Origin of the sequence: Brachybacterium alimentarium (genome assembly GCF_002332425.1) — a bacterium.
GTDB lineage: Bacteria > Actinomycetota > Actinomycetes > Actinomycetales > Dermabacteraceae > Brachybacterium > Brachybacterium alimentarium.
In genome coordinates this window covers 65,911-81,963 of the sequence record NZ_NRGS01000014.1, presented here as the reverse complement: position 1 = coordinate 81,963, position 16,053 = coordinate 65,911, and the positions used below count along the sequence as shown (strand labels likewise).

Annotated in this window: 17 protein-coding genes; 11 read left to right on the top strand and 6 right to left on the bottom strand. The window is 70.7% G+C overall.

Annotated elements, in window-relative coordinates; genetic code table 11:
* The 9 genes from CIK71_RS09550 to CIK71_RS09510 all read left to right on the top strand — a co-directional run bounded on the left by CIK71_RS09550 (window position 1) and on the right by CIK71_RS09510 (window position 9,772).
* Entirely contained in the window at window positions 1-945 is a 945-nt protein-coding gene (locus tag CIK71_RS09550; RefSeq protein WP_096165247.1) for an NUDIX hydrolase, read from the top strand.
* Window positions 946-1,156: 211 nt separating this feature from the next.
* On the top strand, window positions 1,157-2,020 hold the full coding sequence (locus tag CIK71_RS09545) for a DUF4190 domain-containing protein (RefSeq protein WP_096165246.1): 864 nt from the start codon (window positions 1,157-1,159) through the stop codon (window positions 2,018-2,020).
* 370 nt (window positions 2,021-2,390) lie between these two features.
* Window positions 2,391-3,521 carry a phosphate ABC transporter substrate-binding protein PstS gene (gene pstS / locus CIK71_RS09540; protein ID WP_096165244.1) on the top strand — a complete coding sequence of 377 codons (1,131 nt, stop codon included), beginning with the start codon at window positions 2,391-2,393 and terminating at the stop codon, window positions 3,519-3,521.
* Between the two features lie 100 nt (window positions 3,522-3,621).
* On the top strand, window positions 3,622-4,635 hold the full coding sequence (pstC, locus tag CIK71_RS09535; protein ID WP_096165242.1) for a phosphate ABC transporter permease subunit PstC: 1,014 nt from the start codon (window positions 3,622-3,624) through the stop codon (window positions 4,633-4,635).
* Window positions 4,636-4,642: 7 nt separating this feature from the next.
* Window positions 4,643-5,806 carry a phosphate ABC transporter permease PstA gene (gene pstA / locus CIK71_RS09530; RefSeq protein ID WP_096165241.1) on the top strand — a complete coding sequence of 388 codons (1,164 nt, stop codon included), beginning with the start codon at window positions 4,643-4,645 and terminating at the stop codon, window positions 5,804-5,806.
* A gap of 28 nt (window positions 5,807-5,834) precedes the next feature.
* A complete protein-coding gene (gene pstB / locus CIK71_RS09525) occupies window positions 5,835-6,620 on the top strand; it encodes a phosphate ABC transporter ATP-binding protein PstB (protein WP_096165239.1) in 786 nt (261 codons plus the stop codon).
* A gap of 283 nt (window positions 6,621-6,903) precedes the next feature.
* The gene (locus CIK71_RS09520) at window positions 6,904-7,857 is read left to right on the top strand and encodes an ABC transporter ATP-binding protein (RefSeq protein ID WP_420807328.1); all 954 of its coding nucleotides are present in this window, start codon (window positions 6,904-6,906) and stop codon (window positions 7,855-7,857) included.
* A complete protein-coding gene (locus CIK71_RS09515; protein ID WP_096165235.1) occupies window positions 7,854-9,203 on the top strand; it encodes an FtsX-like permease family protein in 1,350 nt (449 codons plus the stop codon). Before CIK71_RS09520 ends, CIK71_RS09515 begins: the two co-directional genes overlap by 4 nt.
* Window positions 9,204-9,445: 242 nt before the next feature.
* Entirely contained in the window at window positions 9,446-9,772 is a 327-nt protein-coding gene (locus CIK71_RS09510; protein ID WP_096165233.1) for a rhodanese-like domain-containing protein, read from the top strand.
* 61 nt (window positions 9,773-9,833) lie between these two features.
* Here the strand turns inward: CIK71_RS09510 and CIK71_RS09505 are convergent, their stop codons facing one another.
* A complete protein-coding gene (locus CIK71_RS09505) occupies window positions 9,834-10,595 on the bottom strand; it encodes a CPBP family intramembrane glutamic endopeptidase (RefSeq protein WP_096165231.1) in 762 nt (253 codons plus the stop codon).
* Between the two features lie 96 nt (window positions 10,596-10,691).
* Here CIK71_RS09505 and CIK71_RS09500 point away from each other — a divergent pair, with 96 nt between their 5' ends.
* Entirely contained in the window at window positions 10,692-11,417 is a 726-nt protein-coding gene (locus CIK71_RS09500; protein ID WP_096165230.1) for an SDR family oxidoreductase, read from the top strand.
* A gap of 70 nt (window positions 11,418-11,487) precedes the next feature.
* On the opposite strand, the gene CIK71_RS09495 is transcribed toward CIK71_RS09500, so the two are convergent.
* From CIK71_RS09495 to CIK71_RS09480, 4 genes are all read right to left on the bottom strand, one after another.
* Window positions 11,488-12,165: a DNA-3-methyladenine glycosylase gene (locus tag CIK71_RS09495; protein ID WP_096165229.1), complete on the bottom strand. Its 678-nt coding sequence runs from the start codon at window positions 12,163-12,165 to the stop codon at window positions 11,488-11,490.
* Window positions 12,162-12,581 carry a metal-sensitive transcriptional regulator gene (locus tag CIK71_RS18170; RefSeq protein WP_096165227.1) on the bottom strand — a complete coding sequence of 140 codons (420 nt, stop codon included), beginning with the start codon at window positions 12,579-12,581 and terminating at the stop codon, window positions 12,162-12,164. Before CIK71_RS18170 ends, CIK71_RS09495 begins: the two co-directional genes overlap by 4 nt.
* The gene (gene purB / locus CIK71_RS09485; protein WP_096165225.1) at window positions 12,581-14,020 is read right to left on the bottom strand and encodes an adenylosuccinate lyase; all 1,440 of its coding nucleotides are present in this window, start codon (window positions 14,018-14,020) and stop codon (window positions 12,581-12,583) included. The genes CIK71_RS18170 and purB overlap by 1 nt, the downstream gene beginning before the upstream one ends.
* Window positions 14,021-14,093: 73 nt before the next feature.
* Window positions 14,094-14,492: a phage holin family protein gene (locus tag CIK71_RS09480; protein WP_096165222.1), complete on the bottom strand. Its 399-nt coding sequence runs from the start codon at window positions 14,490-14,492 to the stop codon at window positions 14,094-14,096.
* A gap of 138 nt (window positions 14,493-14,630) precedes the next feature.
* On the opposite strand from CIK71_RS09480, the gene CIK71_RS09475 reads away from it, so the two are divergent.
* Window positions 14,631-15,755 carry a histidinol-phosphate transaminase gene (locus CIK71_RS09475; RefSeq protein WP_096165220.1) on the top strand — a complete coding sequence of 375 codons (1,125 nt, stop codon included), beginning with the start codon at window positions 14,631-14,633 and terminating at the stop codon, window positions 15,753-15,755.
* Here CIK71_RS09475 and CIK71_RS09470 read toward each other — a convergent pair.
* Window positions 15,712-16,017: an RDD family protein gene (locus tag CIK71_RS09470; RefSeq protein ID WP_096165217.1), complete on the bottom strand. Its 306-nt coding sequence runs from the start codon at window positions 16,015-16,017 to the stop codon at window positions 15,712-15,714. The genes CIK71_RS09475 and CIK71_RS09470 overlap by 44 nt on opposite strands.
* Window positions 16,018-16,053 lie beyond the last annotated feature (36 nt).

Here is a 16,053-nt window from a genome sequence, read left to right as displayed (position 1 = left end):
GTGCAGGTCGCCCCGGGGAAGTCGCCGCCCGTGCTCGCGGCGGGAGCGCTCGCCTGGCGCGAGGGCAAGAAGGGCACCGAGGTGCTGCTGGTGCACCGTCCCCGCTACGACGACTGGTCGATCCCCAAGGGGAAGCTCGACAAGGGGGAGACGTTCCCCCAGGCCGCGGTGCGCGAGGTCGCCGAGGAGACCGGCTATCGGGTGCGGCTGCACCGTCCGCTGCCCGCCTCGGTCTATCGACTGCCCGATGGGCGCAGCAAGATCGTCCACTACTGGTGCGGCACCGTACGGGCGAAGCTGGCGCCGGGACCGGAGGACGCCTCGGAGATCGACGAGGTGCGCTGGGTGCGTCTGGACACCGCCGAGAAGCTCCTGACGAGGCAGGGCGACCTGGTCTGCCTGACCGCGCTGCGCCGTTTCCAGGACGATGACGAGCTGCGCACCGTGCCGATCATCGTGCAGCGGCACGGGGCGGCGAAGTCCCGGGCGAAATGGCGCAAGGGCGAGAAGAGCCGGCCGCTGAACTCGAAGGGCCGCAAGCAGGCCCTGGCTCTGCCCCCGCTGCTGGATGCCTTCGACCCGAGCAGGGTCGTCAGCAGTCCGTGGAAGCGGTGTGTGAGCACGATCGAACCGCTCGCCCGGGAGGGCGGTCTCGCGCTCCGCACGAAGGATGAGCTCACCGAGGCCGGGCACGAGGACCATCCCTCCCGCACCCGCGCAGTGATCGAGCGGGTGCTGCACGAGGGCCAGGCGGCCGTGGTGTGCACCCACCGACCGGTGCTGCCCACGGTGATCGAGGCGGTGCGTGAGGCGTCCCAGCAGGGCGCTGCGCTCGAGCTGCCGCGCGAGAACCCGTTCCTGGCCGCGGGGGAGGCGCTCATTCTGCACACGACCTCGAGAGGTCAGGTGGCAGCCGTCGAACGACATCTGCCGAACATCGACTGAGCATCCAGGCGGCTGAGCGCCCGTCGCGGTCGAGCCCTGCGGGAATCGACGACGGGAATGGCCTGACGGACTGGCTGGACGGGGAGACCGGAGCTGCGGGACCGCGGGTTCTGCGCCGCCACGGGACACATCACGGGACACCATCGGAATCTTCCACGAAGCGCGGCTGAGCGCTTCGACCAGTACACGCGAGAGAACGTAGGGGACGAGCATGAGCACGAATGATGGATACGGCCCGTTCGGAGCCCCTGACGACTCGGGCCCCGACAGCTCCGGTGCCTACGGGTCGGGCGGCGGCGACGCGGGGTCGTACGCATCGGACTCCTACGGGGCAGGGGCAGGGTCCTACGGATCCGGCACGTACGACGGAGGCGCCTACGGGTCCGGCACTTACGGCGGTGGCACCTATGGATCGGGCACGTACGACGGGGGCTCCTACGGGTCGGGCACGTATGGCGGTGGCACCTATGGGTCGGGCACCTACGACGGAGGCTCCTATGGGTCGGGCACGTACGACGGAGGCTCCTACGGGTCCGGCACCTACGACACGGGCCCCTACGGATCGGGGCCCTACGGATCAGGCCCGCACGGCTCCGCTCCCTCCGCCTCCGATCCGTATGCGGCCGCGAGCAGCAGCGAGGACCCGTACGCAGCCGACGCTGTGTCGGCCGACGACTTCGGGCCGGAGTTCTCGAGCTCCTTCAGCAGCGGGAGCACCGGTCCGACGGCGGCGGTCCCGATGCCGACCGGCGGACCGGTGCCCGTGTACAGCCAGGGGTCGTACTACGGGGGCCAGTACCTGCCGCCGGCACCGACGTCGGGACTGGCGCTCGCCGGATTCATCGTGAGCATCGCCTCGCTGATCGTGTGCACCGGGCTGCTGTCCCCGGTGGGCCTGGTGCTGTCCATCCTCGGGATGCGCGATACCTCGCCGACCTCCGGGACGGGCAAGGGCGGCCGCGGTTTCGCGATCGCCGGACTCGTCATCTCGATCCTCGGGACCCTCCTGGTGGTGGCGTACATCGGCTTCTTCGTGCTGATGGCCGTGCTCGGATCGGCCTCCTCGACGTACTGAGACGGTCGCGGCATCGCCGCTGATCCACCCGGCACGACCGTCGGGCCGTCAGGAACGGTCCGACGGTCCGTCATGCCGTCATGCCGTCGTGCCGTCGTGCCGTCGTGCCGTCGTGCCGTCGTGCCGTCGTGCCACCGCCCCGGCGCCGTGCCTCCGCCCCGCCGCCCGCCCGCCGGTCGCCGCGACCATAATGTGACCTGATCGTACTTACGTTCTGACCTGCAGGTTCATGGGCCCTGACCGGCTGTTCACCTGGAGTTCATGCAAGAACGGGTGCGGCGTCATCTGTGCTCCTTAGCGTCTGCGACGTCAGGATCCCGCACGATCTCGCACCTCATCTTCCTGGGCTCAGGCCCCGAAAGGACTTGCAGTGAACGTTCGCAAGAACCCGCTCGTCTCCCTCGCCGCGCTCGGCCTGGTCGGCGGGCTCGCCCTGACCGCCTGCAGCGGCAGCTCGGACGCCTCCGGGGAAACGTCCGACGGCGGTGCCTCCTCGGGTGGCTACGCCGAGCTGAGCGGCAACCTCGCCGGCTCCGGCGCCTCCTCCACGCAGAACGCGCAGACCGCATGGACCGAGTCCTTCATGGGCCTCGTCCAGTCCGAGGGCGGCGACCTGCAGGCCACCTACGACCCCACGGGCTCCGGCACCGGCCGCGAGCAGTTCCTCAGCGGCCAGGTCCAGTTCGCCGGCTCCGACGCCGCCCTGACCGAGGAGGGGCTCGCCTCCTCCACCGAGCAGTGCAATGGCGAGCAGGCCATCGACGTCCCCGTGTACGTCTCCCCGATCGCGGTGGTCTTCAACCTCGAGGGAGTCGACGACCTGAACCTGTCGCCCGAGGTCATCGGCGGGATCTTCGCCGGCGACATCACGAACTGGAACGACCCCAAGATCGCTGCGGACAACCCCGATGCCGATCTGCCCGACCTCGCGATCGTCCCGGTGCACCGCTCCGACGACTCGGGCACCACCGAGAACTTCACCGAGTACCTCTCCGAGACGGCGCCCGACGCCTGGACCGAGGGACCGGTCGAGACCTGGCCGATCGAGGGCGGGCAGTCCGGTGACGGCACCTCCGGCATGATCTCCACCGTCGAGGGCGGCAACGGCACGATCGGCTACGCCGACGCCTCCCAGGCAGGCAACCTCGGCATCGCCGCGGTGAAGGTCGGCGACTCCTTCGTCGAGTACAGCGCCGACGCCGCCGCCAAGGCCGTGGACGTCTCCCCGCGCGCCGAGGGCCGCGAGGACGACGACATCGTCTTCGACCTGGATCGCACCACCACCGAAGAGGGCGTGTACCCGATCGTCCTCGTCTCCTACCTGGTCCTGTGCGGCTCCTATGCCGACGCCGCCCAGGGCGACGCGGTGAAGGCCTACGCCTCCTACATCACCTCCCAGGAGGGCCAGCAGGTCGCTGCGGACAACGCCGGCTCCGCCCCGCTGACCGAGGAGCTCTCGGACGAGGCGCAGAAGGCCATCGACGGCATCACCGTCGGCTGACCTGCGCTTCAGCACACGGGCGTGCTGTCGGGACGCATACGTCCCGGCGGCACGCCCGTCTCCGCCCCACCCCATCGATCCGTCCTGAGGAAGGTTGCCCGTGAGCACGACTGAGGTCACGCCGGACACCCACGAAGGGTCCTCCGTCTCGCTGCAGAGCTCCCGCCGCCGCCTCGGCGACTCGGTGTTCTCGGCCCTGAGCGTCGGGTCGGGACTGCTCATCTTCGTCACCCTCGCCCTGGTGGCGATCTTCCTGACCACCGAGTCGATGCCCGCGGTGATGGAGAGCAGGGAGGCGACCGGCTCCGCATCGGGCTTCTCCCTGCTGGAGACCACGCTGCCGCTCGTGTTCGGCACCGTCCTGGCCGCGGCGATCGCCCTGGCCATCGCGATCCCGGTCTCGATCGGCATCGCCCTGTTCATCTCGCACTACGCACCCCGACGCCTGGCCTCAACGCTCGGCTACCTGATCGACCTGCTCGCGGCCGTGCCCTCCGTGGTCTACGGCCTGTGGGGCGGGCTGTGGCTGGTGCCCCGCCTGGAGCCGCTGTACCTGTTCCTGAACCAGACCCTGGGCGCCTGGCCCACCTGGCCCGGATTCGTGCCCTGGGTGGGCGGCGACCCGGTCATCGCCCTGTTCGCGGGCGAGCCCCATGCGCCGATGCGCAACCTCGCCTCCGCGGCGATCGTGCTGGCGGTGATGGTCCTGCCGATCATCACGGCCGTGGCCCGCGAGGTGTTCCTGCAGACCCCGCGCCTGCAGGAGGAAGCCGCGCTCGCCCTGGGCGCGACCCGCTGGGAGACCATCCGCACCGTCGTGCTGCCCTTCGGGCGCAGCGGCGTGGTCGCCGCCTCGATGCTCGGTCTGGGCCGTGCGCTCGGCGAGACCATGGCCGTGCTGATGATCCTCGCCCCCGGGGCGACCTTCTCCTTCAGGATTCTCGAGGTCGGCATGCACCAGTCCATCGCGGCGAACATCGCCTCGAAGCAGGCGGAGGCATCCGGCACCGAGATGTCCCTGCTGATCTTCACCGGTCTGGTGCTGTTCGTGCTGACCTTCCTGATCAACGCCGTCGCCCGTTGGATCGTCGCGCGCAGCGGCGTCAAGAGCTGAGGCCACCATGAGTTCCCCCTCCACCTTCGAGAACGTCTCCCTGCTGCGACCGGGCGAGGAGCGCCGGCTGCCCTGGTACCACCTGGTGGTCACCGGTCTGGCGGGCCTGCTGGTCGCCATCGCCCTGCTGGCGATCTTCGACGTGCTCACGGTGCCCAGCGCGATCCTGCTGGGCTTCGTGCTCCACCTGCTGTTCGGCTACACCTACTCGCGGATCCGGGAGGGACGCCGCTGGGCGATGGACCGCCTGATGACCCTGGTGGTCATCGGCGCCTTCGCGATCGCGATGTTCCCGCTGTTCTCGCTGCTGTGGGCGGTGGTCGGCAAGGGCCTGGTGCGCGTGATCGCCGCAGCCCCCACCCCGTTCGCGTTCTGGACCGCGGACATGTCCGGTGTGATCGGCGGAGCCGACGCCGGCGGCGTGTTCCACGCGACCGTGGGCACGCTGCTGATCACCCTGTGGGCCTCGATCATCTCGATCCCCGTCGGCCTGTTCACCGCGATCTTCCTCGTCGAATACGCGCACCACGGCTGGCGGCGCCGGCTCGGCCAGGGCGTCACCTTCCTGGTCGACGTCATGACCGGCATCCCCTCGATCGTCGCTGGCCTGTTCGGCCTCGCCGTGTTCATCGCGTTCATGCCCGACCAGAGCGTGCGCATGGGCATCATGGGCGCCGTCGCGCTCTCGCTGCTGATGATCCCGACGGTGGTGCGCTCGAGCGAGGAGATGCTGCGTCTGGTCCCGATGGACCTGCGGGAGGCGGCCTACGCACTGGGCGTGCCCAAGTGGCTGACCATCGTCAAGGTCGTGCTGCGCACCGCGATCGCGGGCCTGAGCACCGGCATCACCCTGGCGATCGCCCGGGTGATCGGCGAGACCGCCCCGCTGCTGCTCACGGTCGGCATGGTGACCTCGGTGAACTGGAACATGTTCGACGGCCGCATGGCCACGCTGCCCACGTTCATCAATCAGCAGTACCGCGCCGGCAGCGCGAACTGCATGAGCGACACCGTGACCAACCCCGTGAACCAGGAGGTGTACGCCTGCTCGATCACGACGAACATCGATCGTGCCTGGGCGGCCGCCCTCACCCTGATCGTGATCGTGATGATCCTGAACATCATCGCGCGCCTGATCAGCCACTACTTCTCCCCGAAGCTCAGCCGCTGAGCGGCAGCCCCCTGCGAAAGGACATCTGATGGCAGCGCCCCAGCCCATCAACGTCGAGGACCTCAACATCTACTACGGCGACTTCCTCGCCGTGGAGGGCGTCGACGTCCAGATCCGGCCCCGCTCCGTGACGGCGCTGATCGGCCCCTCCGGCTGCGGGAAGTCGACCTTCCTGCGCACCCTGAACCGGATGCACGAGGTGATCCCCGGCGCGTACGCCGAGGGCACGGTCGAGATCAACGGCCAGAACATCTACGACTCCCGCGTCGACCCGGTCAACGTGCGCCGCCGCGTGGGAATGGTCTTCCAGAAGGCGAACCCCTTCCCGACCATGTCGATCCGCGACAACGTGCTGGCCGGCGTGAAGCTCAACAACCGCCGGATCTCCAAAGCCGCGGCCGACGAGCTGGTGGAGCGGTCGCTGACCGGCGCGAACCTCTGGAACGAGGTCAAGGACCGCCTGGACAAGCCCGGCATGGGGCTCTCCGGTGGTCAGCAGCAGCGCCTGTGCATCGCCCGGACCATCGCCGTGGAGCCCGAGGTGGTCCTCATGGACGAGCCCTGCTCGGCGCTTGACCCCATCTCCACCCTCGCGATCGAGGACCTCGTCCACGAGCTGAAGGAGGAGTACACGATCGTGATCGTCACGCACAACATGCAGCAGGCCTCCCGGGTCTCCGACCGCACCGGCTTCTTCAACATCGCGGGGACCGGCAAGCCCGGCCACCTCATCGAGATCGACGACACCGACACGATCTTCACCAACCCGACCAACAAGCAGACCGAGGACTACATCTCCGGCCGCTTCGGCTGATCGGCCCCTCCCGCGCGGGGCCTGAGGCCGGTGACTCGGGACGCCGGCGCTCCAGTCACCGGTGATTCGAAACGCCGGCGGCTCCGGACGCCTGTCGCTCCGGGCAGGATCCTCCGGGAAGAGCTCGAGGGACCGGGCTACCCGGGGCAGGTTCCTGGGGCAGGTTCCCGGGGGAGGACCCCGGGGAGGACCGCGGACGTCAGACCGTGGGATGACGTCGGGACCGGGATATCGATCCCGGGGCCGACGCGCGAGGCGGGGCCCGCGGACGAGTCTTGGACACATGAACAACGCGCCCCACACCCGCCCCGCCCCTCCGGCCGCCACCCCCTCTCCCGAGCCGACCCGCTACGCGTCGGCCCAGACCGTGCCTGCCGCGGACCCGTCGAACCCTCGCGCACAGCCAGTACAGCCCACGCAGCCCGCACCCGCACAGCCGGCACAGTCCACGCAGCCTGCACAGCCCACACAGCCCACACAGCCTGCGCCGACGGGCCCGGCCGCCATGCATCCGGCCCCGGTCCTCTCGGCCCGGCGTCTGGTCATGACCTACGGCACGCAGGGCACCGCGACCCACGCGCTGGACGGCGTCGACCTCGACATCGCCCGTGCCGATTCGCTGGCCGTGATGGGACCCTCCGGCTGCGGCAAGACCACGCTGCTGCACATCCTCGCCGGGATCCTGCGTCCCACCTCCGGCACCGTCCGGCACGACGGCACGGACCTCTCCTCGCTCGGCGACCGCGCCCGCACCCGCATGCGCCGCCAGGACTTCGGCTTCGTCTTCCAGGACGGCCAGCTGCTGCCCGAGCTCACGGCGCTGGAGAACGTGATCCTGCCGCGCATGCTCGCCGGCATCTCCCGTCGGACCGCCGCTGCGGACGCACGCAGCTGGCTGGACCGCCTGGGGCTGCAGGGGATGCACGACCGTCGGCCCACCCAGCTCTCCGGTGGCCAGGCCCAGCGCGTGGCGATCGCCCGGGCGCTGGCCGGACGGCCCTCGGTGGTCTTCGCCGATGAACCCACCGGCGCCCTGGACCAGACCACCGGCCAGTCCGTGCTGCAGATCCTCGTGGACACCTGCCGCGAATCCGGCGCGAGCCTCGTGATGGTCACCCATGACGCGAAGGTGGCGGCCGTGTGCCGCCGCACCGTCGCCATGCGCGACGGCCGTATCGCGCAGGAGTTCGTGCGCCCGGCCGACGCCGCCACCGAGACTCAGGCGGTGGCCCGATGAGCGCCCTGCTCCAGTCCGCCCCGCTCCTGCTGCGTCGCCGCGGCGCGCTCGCCGACATCCTGCCCGTCATCGCCTTCACCGCGGCGACCGCGATCACCGCGACGGTCGTCGGCGGCGCCGCGGCCTTCGTCGGCCGCCTCCCGGAGGGGAGCACCCCGATGACGGGGGAGGCCTCGATCATGGGCTTCCTCGTGCTGTGCGCGATCACGGCCTCGGTGCTGCTGGTGCCCAGCGCCGTCGGCCTCGGCGGCTCCGCCGCGCGGCTGTCCCTCGCCCGCCGCGAGAAGGACCTGGCCACGATGCGTCTGGTCGGCGGGACCAGCGGCCAGGTCGGATCCCTCGCGGTCCTCGACGTGGTCGGCCAGTCGCTGCTCGGCGCCGTGCTCGGCCTCGGTGCGCACGTCGCCGTGACCCCCGCCCTCACCGGTCTCGATTTCGGGATCACCCCGTTCACCGTCGCCGATCTGCTGATGCCGTGGTGGGCCTACCTGGTCCTGGTGGTCGCCCTGGTGCTGATCGCCGCGGGCTCCGCGGCGGTCGCGCTGACCGGCGTGGTGCTCAGCCCGCTGGGCGTGGCCCGCGACTCCCGCGTGGTGCGGATGTCCGTGATCCGCGTGGTCCTCTGGGTGGTCCTGATCATCGGCTTCGTCGGCTTCATGCAGGTGGGCACCACCCTCATGGGGCAGAGCGGTGGCGGAGGCGCGGCCATCGCCGTGATGGTGCTGTTCATCGCCGCGATCGTCGCCGGACTCAACGTGGTGGGCCCCTTCATCGTGTGGGTCACCGCGCTGCTGCTGGCGAGGACCGCGCCGTTCCCGTCGCTCATGGTGGGCGCCCGGCGGCTCGCCGGGGACCCGCGAGCGGGCTGGCGAGCCGTCTCGGGCATCACGTTCGCTCTGGTGATCGCCGGGTTCCTCACGATGATCGCGGCCTTGGGCACGGGCGAGAACCCGGACGAGATCATGATGAACACCGCGATGTCCACCGGCGGGCTGCTCACCCTCGGCATCGCCGCGGTGCTCGCGGCCGTGAGCACCGGGGTCACCCAGACCGCCCGCGTCATCGACCAGGCCCCGCGCCTGCGCGCCCAGCACATCGCCGGCGCCGAGGTGGGGCAGCTGCACCGGGCGCGGCTGGCCGAGATCGCCGTGCCCGTGGGGCTCAGCTCGATCCTCGCCACCGGCACCGCCCTGCTGGTGATCTCCACGGTCATCGGCGGCGCCCCGAAGGACGCGACGATGCTGGTCCAGTACCTGGTCAGCGTGGTCGCCGCCTATGCGGTCGTGATCGCTGCCGTGCTCGTGGGAACGCCTCTGGTCAAGCGGTACGCGAGGCGCGCCGCCTGAGCCGCGACCGCGCGCATGCGCCGGAGCACTCCGTCGCGCGACGACCGCGTGCGGGCCACGAGGTCGGCGGCGGGCGGCCGGTCCCTTCCCGGGCCGGCCGCCCGCCGTCGTGCACGACGTGATCCGCCGATCCCGCGGGGGACGGCACTCTCCAGAGGGGCCGGCGGGGGCCGACGAGATCCGCCGGAGAGCGCGCGAGCTGTCCGTCCCATGCTCGGACCAGGGGGATTAGGCTGGAGAGCATGGAACTCGAGAACGTCACCCCGTCCGAAGTGCCCGAGGGCGCGCACCTCATCGACGTGCGTGAGCAGAACGAGTGGGACGCAGGGCATGCGCCCACCGCTCAGCACATCCCGGCCAGCTCCCTGATGGAGAACCTGGACAAGCTCCCCGAGGATGACGAGGCGCTCTACATCGTCTGTCGTGGGGGAGGCCGCAGCTTCCAGGTCGCCCAGTGGCTGAACGTCAACGGCTTCGAAGCGATCAATGTCGCCGGCGGCATGGACATCTGGTTCGAGTCCGGCCTGCCGATCGAGTCCGACGGCGAGGACGACGCCTACATCCTCTGAGGCGTGGTGCTCCGCGGCTCGCCCGACGGTCCCTGATACTCCTGCCGGAGCCGGTGCCGGCTCAGGTGGCGATGAGGCTCTTCAGCAGGGCATACCCCACGAAGGCGAAGACGTCGATCAGGGTGTGCGCGACGATGAGCGGCATCGTGCGGCGGGAGCGCCGGTAGAACTCCCCGAACACGAGTCCCATCGCGAGGTTCGCGAGACCCGGGCCCACCCCCTGGTACGTGTGATACGCCCCGCGCAGCAGGGCCGAGGCGATGATGATCCGCCGGCCCGACCAGCCCAGCCGTTCGAGCCGCTGGTAGAGGTAGCCGACCACGATGACCTCCTCCAGCACGGCGTTCTTCACCGCATGCAGCACGAGCACCGGCACCGTCCACCAGTGGGTGTCCAGCGCCGCCGGGATCACCTCGACCGTCGCGCCGAGCGCGCGGCCCGCGTAGTAGACGGCGAGTCCCGGCAGGCCGATGCCTGCGGTGAGCGCGAGGCCCCAGGCGAGGTCCTTCCCGGGGCGGCCGAGGTCCACGCCCAGATCCCGCAGCGCCTGGGCGAACGTGCCCGCGCTGAGGGCGAGCAGCAGCACCACGAGCGCCACAGGGGTCAGGGTGAAGACGATCGAGAGCAGCTGCTGGAGGAGGTCCAGCCAGGGGTTCTCCTGGAGCGAGGAGTTCAGCGAGGTGCTCTGCCCGGACAGCGGCCCGGCCGCGAGCGCCTGCACCAGCGCGATCAGCGAGTACACGGCGCTGCGCCCCAGCGAGAGCGCGAGGACGACGATCACCTCGACCCGCAGCCAGGTCCTGTTCTCCGTGAGGGTCTGCACGACGACATGGTCTCACTGCGGCGGATCCACGGGCCGACGAGCGCCCCGGGCGCAGCGGGCTGAGGAGTTCCTCGACGGGCATGACAGACTCGTCGTATGAACGACTCGTCGCAGAACCCTGCCCCCACCAGCACGTCCCGTCCCGCCGTCCTCATCACGGGAGCCAACCGCGGGATCGGCCGCGCGGTCGCCGAGGACCTCGCCCGTGATCACCACCTGATCCTGGGCGGCCGTGACGAACAGGCGCTCACGCAGCTCGCGGCGCAGTTCCCCTCCGCCGAGGTGTTCGTCGCCGAGCTCACCGACTACGCCGCCGTCGCCGCCGCGGTGGATGCCCTGCATCTCTCCGCCGGGCTGGCGGGCGTCGTGCACTCCGCCGGGATCCTCGCCAACGGCACCGTCGAGGAGTCCGCGCCCGAGCAGTGGACGGAATCCTTCGAGATCAACGTGGTGGCCGTCGCCGAGCTGACGAGGGTGCTGCTGCCGGCCCTGCGTCGTGCCCGCGGCACCGTGGTGATGATCAACTCCGGCTCCGGGATCAACGCCGTGCGCACCCGTGGCGCCTACAGCGCCTCGAAGTTCGCGATGCGTGGCCTCGCCGACTCCCTGCGCGCCGAGGAGCGCGACAACGGGGTGCGCGTCAGCTCCATCCACCCCGGGCGCGTGGCGACGGACATGCAGCGCCAGCTGCGCTCCTTCGAGGGCGGCGAGTACCAGGAGGAGAACTATCTGCAGCCGACGTCGGTCGCCGCGGCGGTGGGGCTCGCGCTGCGTCTGCCCGAGGACGCCTCGCTCGAGTCGGTCTCGATCCGTCCTCGCTGACCCGACCCTGCTCCGGCAGCCTGGTCCCGGCCAGTGCACCATCGACCTGGCACGCCGTGCGCGGGGCCGGTCAGCGGTTCATCAGACCGGGCCCGGAGACGGTCGGGTCGCCGACGATCCGGTAGCGCCAGGGGAACAGCTCGGGGTGCGAGGCCTCCTCGCGCAGGCCGATCCGCGGGCCGACGGCCAGCTGCGGATGGGGCAGGAGGGGCTCCTCGCCCGGCTGCTCCCCGTCGGGCCGATCCTGCGGATCCAGCCGGCCGGTGAGGTGCATCCCGGAGCCCGGGTCGCACAGGTCCAGGCCGTCGTCCGCGAAGGTGATCCCGCTGGCCACGGTGGCGCGACCAGGGCCTCGCGCGAGGTCCCGCTCGGTGCGGCACACCCCGGCGGCCTGGCGTCGGGCGAGCGCGGTCTCGACGCCTCCGACGACCTCGCCGGCCCGGATCAGGCACCCGGTGCCGGTCCCGGCGGCGTCCGCCACGATGTTCATGCACGAATGCAGGCCCATGTGGCGGTACACGTACAGGTGCCCCGGCTCGCCGAACATGGTGGCGTTGCGCGCGGTGAGCCCGCGATAGGCGTGGGAGCCGGGATCCTCGGCACCGACGTACGCCTCGACCTCGGTGATCCGCAGGGCGACGCCGCGCCCCACCAGGACGCAGCCCAGCAGCAGCGGTGCCAGCTCGAGCACGGGGCGATCGAAGAACTCGCGCGGCAGGGCAGGCGGGGGCACGTCGGACGGAGTCACTTCATGAGCCGTCGGACGGCACCCATGATCTCGTCCATCTTGCGGTCCAGCTCCTCGCTGTCCCCGGACGCCGCGGCGTCGTGCACGCAGTGATGGATGTGGTCGTCGACCAGACCCAGGGCCACCGATTCGAGCGCCTTGGTGACCGCGGAGATCTGGGTGAGCACGTCGATGCAGTAGGTGTCGTCCTCCACCATCCGGTGCAGGCCTCTCACCTGGCCCTCGATGAGCTTCAGCCGCCGCAGGTAGGGCGACTTCCTGCCCTGGTAGCCGGGATCCCCGTGGGTGCCGTGGTCCCCGGGCTTCGTGGGGACGGGCGTCTCCGGCGCCGCGGCGGCCGACGCGGCGGCGCCCGCATCCGCGGATCCGTCCGCCTCGCGGCCGACGGGCACCGCAGGCTCCTCGGCGGTGCTCATCAGGACCGTCCGCCCTCGTCGCCCTGGTCGCCCTTCGTGTCGAGGTGCTCGACGAGCGAGGCGGCATAGCCGACGTAGGTCTGAGGGGTGAGGGCCAGCAGACGCTCCTGCTCCGCCGCGGGCAGGCCCAGGGTGCCGATGAACTCGCGCATGCCCTCGCCGGTGACCCGGTGCCCGCGGGTGAGGTCCTTCAGCCGCTCGTACGGGTTGTCCATCCCGGTGGTGCCCTGCACGCCGAGGGTGCGCATGACGGACTGCACGGCCTCGCCGAGCACCTCCCAGTTGCCCTCGAGGTCCGCGGCCATGGCCTCGGCGTCGACGTCCAGGCCCGAAAGTCCTCGGCGCAGGTTCGAGATCGCCAGCAGCGAGTGCCCGAGCGCCGGCCCGATGTTGCGCTGGGTGGTGGAGTCGGTGAGATCGCGCTGCAGACGCGAGGTGACCAGGGTCTGGGAGAGCGAGTCCAGCAGCGCCCCGGAGATCTCGAGGTTCGCCTCGGCGTTCTCGAAGCGGATCGGGTTCACCTTGTGGGGCATCGTCGAGGAGCCGGTGCCGCCCTGCGCGGAGAGCCGCTGACGGAAGTAGCCCATCGAGATGTAGGTCCAGATGTCGGTGGCCAGGTTGTGCAGGATGCGGCCGGCGCGCGCGATGTCCGCGTAGACCTCGGCCTGCCAATCATGGGACTCGATCTGCGTGGTCAGCGGGTTCCAGGTGAGCCCCAGGTGCTCGACGAAGCTGCGGGAGACCTGCTCCCAGTCGGCCGACGGCACGGCGACGGCGTGCGCGGCGTAGGTACCGGTGGCGCCGTTGATCTTGCCGAGCATCTCGTCGGCGCGGAGGCGTCGCGCCTGACGGCCCAGACGGTGGGCGAACACCGCCATCTCCTTGCCCAGAGTGGTGGGGGTCGCCGGCTGGCCGTGGGTGCGCGACAGCATCGGCACGTCGGCGGTCTCCCGGGCCAGGACCTGGAGGTCGCCGATGAGCTGCTCGAACGCCGGCAGCCACACGTCGTGGACCGCCCCGCGGATCATCAGGGCGTAGGAGAGGTTGTTGACGTCCTCGCTGGTGCAGTAGATGTGCACCACCTCGGCCAGCGGCTCGAGGCTGGTGCCGGCCAGGCGGCGCTTGATGTAGTACTCGATCGCCTTGACGTCGTGCACGGTCTCGCGCTCGATCTCGGCATGCTCGGCGATGCCCTCGGCACCGAAGTCCTCGGGGATTGCCCGCAGCAGGGCGCGCTCGTCATCGCTGAGGCGACGCAGACCGGGGATGACCTCCCCGTCGAGCAGATGGATCATCCACTCGGTCTCCACCACCAGGCGAGAACGGTTCAGCGCGGCCTCGGAGAGGTGATCCACCAGCGGCGCGGCCTGCGCGCGGTAGCGGCCATCGAGAGGGGTCAGGGCGATCGGCGGCGTGATGTCCGCGAAGGAATGAGCCATGGGGGCATTCTCCCAGAATCTCGGCCCGGGATGGGCGCCGGTCCGTGCCGGGCCGGAACCGCCTCGGACCGGGTCAGTCGCGCACCTCGCGCTCGTCACCGATCCCGGTCACGGCCTCGACGATCGCGGAGAGGATCCCGATGATCACGCCCGCCAGCAGTGCCCACCAGAAGGTGTCGAACTCCAGGGTCAGGCCGAGCAGACCCGAGACCCAGCTCGTCAGCAGCAGCATCAGGGTGTTGATGACCAGCTGGAACAGGCCGAGGGTGAGGCAGGTGATCGGGAAGGTGAGGAACGACAGGATCGGCTTCACGATCGTGTTGATCAGAGCGAGGATCACGGCGATCACGGCGATGGTGATGACCTGGGTGAGCATGGCCGCGCTGTTGTCGCCCAGGTGCATGCCGGGCAGGATCAGGGCGGTGACCCACAGCGCGAGGCCGGTGACGATGATGTGTCCGAGGAATCGCATGGCCCCATTGTTCCAGCCCGGTCCCGCAGAGGCACGGGGGAAAACCTCATCGTCGGGCGTCGGGCGTCCGTCGCGCGCTGTCCGTCGTCCGTCGCGGACAGCGCGCGGGGCCCACCGAGATCCGCCTACGCTGGAGGCATGTCGACCACGCCCGATCCTGACGTCGTGCCCGCACCGTCCGAGACCATTCGTGTCCGCTCCGTGCTCGAGGAGCTGCCCGCCTATGTCGCCGGCAAGCCCGCCGCGGAGGACGGGAGCCGACGCTTCAAGGCCTCCTCGAACGAATCGCCGTTCCCCCCGGTGGCGGCCGTCCGGGACGCCGCCGCCGCAGGCCTCGAGGTGACGAACCGCTACCCGGATGCGGCAGCCCACGAGCTGCGCGAGGCGCTCGGGACGAAGCACGGCGTGGATCCCTCGCAGATCGCGCTGTCCACCGGATCGGTCGCGGTCACCGGTGATCTGGTGCGAGCCCTCGTCGACCAGGGCGACGAGGTCGTCTACCCCTGGCGCTCCTTCGAGGCCTACCCGATCCTCGTCGGCTCCCACGGCGGTGTCTCGGTGCAGGTGCCCCTCACCGCCGAGCTCGAGTACGACCTCGACGCGATGGCCGCAGCGGTCACCGACCGCACCCGTCTGATCATCCTGTGCACCCCGAACAATCCCACCGGGGCCTCGCTGTCCACCGCGCAGATCGAAGCGTTCCTCGGCGCGGTCCCCGAGGACGCCGTGGTCGCGATCGACGAGGCCTACCGCGAATTCCACGACCCGGCCACCGTGGCGGGCACCGCCGGGATCTTCCGCCGCCACGGCAACGTGGTGCTGCTGCGCACCTTCTCCAAACTGCAGGGCCTGGCCGGCCTGCGGATCGGCTATGCCGTCGCCCACCCCCGGCTGGCACGTGCGCTCAGCCAGGTCACCGTGCCGTTCGGGGCGAGCATCCCCGCCCAGACCGCAGCCCTGATGAGCCTGCGAGGAGACGTGCAGCAGGAACTGGACCGACGGGCCGTCTGGATCCGCGAGGAGCGGTCGCGGGTGCTGTCCGCGCTCGCCGAGCAGGGCTGGCAGATGCCGTCCGCACAGGGGAACTTCGTCTACTTCCCCCTGGGGGAGAAGACGACGGAGTTCGCGGAGTTCGCGGACCGGCGCGGGCTCGTGCTGCGCGCCTACGGGACCGACGGAGTGCGCGCCACCATCGCCGAGCAGGAGGCGAACGACCTGCTCATCGAGGTGGCGAGGGCGTGGCGGGAGCGCCGACCGGCCTGACCACGCTGCCGGCCAAGAGGTCATGGGGCCCACGGCCGCTGCCGCGCAGGCACATCACCGCGTAGGCCGTGATCAGGACGTAGACGACGATCGAGGACGTGTAGGCGACCGGATCGCCGTCCTCGAACCCGCCCCACATCGCCGCGATCGCCGTCACATGCCCCGCCTGCCAGGGCAGCAGGATCTTGAGCGTGTTCCGGGCCAGCGCCGCACCGACGGTGAGCGAGCCGCCGTCGGCCACGGCGACCACCTCCAGCCCCACCCGGCGCCGTGCCCAGCGGGCCGGCGGAGGGCGGTC

Coding starts and splice junctions, on each gene's coding strand:
- CIK71_RS09545 (WP_096165246.1), top strand. CDS start 1,157: ATGAGCACGAATGATGGATACGGCCCGTTCGGAGCCCCTGACGACTCG.
- pstA (WP_096165241.1), top strand. CDS start 4,643: ATGAGTTCCCCCTCCACCTTCGAGAACGTCTCCCTGCTGCGACCGGGC.
- pstB (WP_096165239.1), top strand. CDS start 5,835: ATGGCAGCGCCCCAGCCCATCAACGTCGAGGACCTCAACATCTACTAC.
- CIK71_RS09520 (WP_420807328.1), top strand. CDS start 6,904: ATGAACAACGCGCCCCACACCCGCCCCGCCCCTCCGGCCGCCACCCCC.
- CIK71_RS09515 (WP_096165235.1), top strand. CDS start 7,854: ATGAGCGCCCTGCTCCAGTCCGCCCCGCTCCTGCTGCGTCGCCGCGGC.
- CIK71_RS09510 (WP_096165233.1), top strand. CDS start 9,446: ATGGAACTCGAGAACGTCACCCCGTCCGAAGTGCCCGAGGGCGCGCAC.
- CIK71_RS09500 (WP_096165230.1), top strand. CDS start 10,692: ATGAACGACTCGTCGCAGAACCCTGCCCCCACCAGCACGTCCCGTCCC.
- CIK71_RS18170 (WP_096165227.1), bottom strand. CDS start 12,581: ATGAGCACCGCCGAGGAGCCTGCGGTGCCCGTCGGCCGCGAGGCGGAC.
- purB (WP_096165225.1), bottom strand. CDS start 14,020: ATGGCTCATTCCTTCGCGGACATCACGCCGCCGATCGCCCTGACCCCT.
- CIK71_RS09480 (WP_096165222.1), bottom strand. CDS start 14,492: ATGCGATTCCTCGGACACATCATCGTCACCGGCCTCGCGCTGTGGGTC.
- CIK71_RS09475 (WP_096165220.1), top strand. CDS start 14,631: ATGTCGACCACGCCCGATCCTGACGTCGTGCCCGCACCGTCCGAGACC.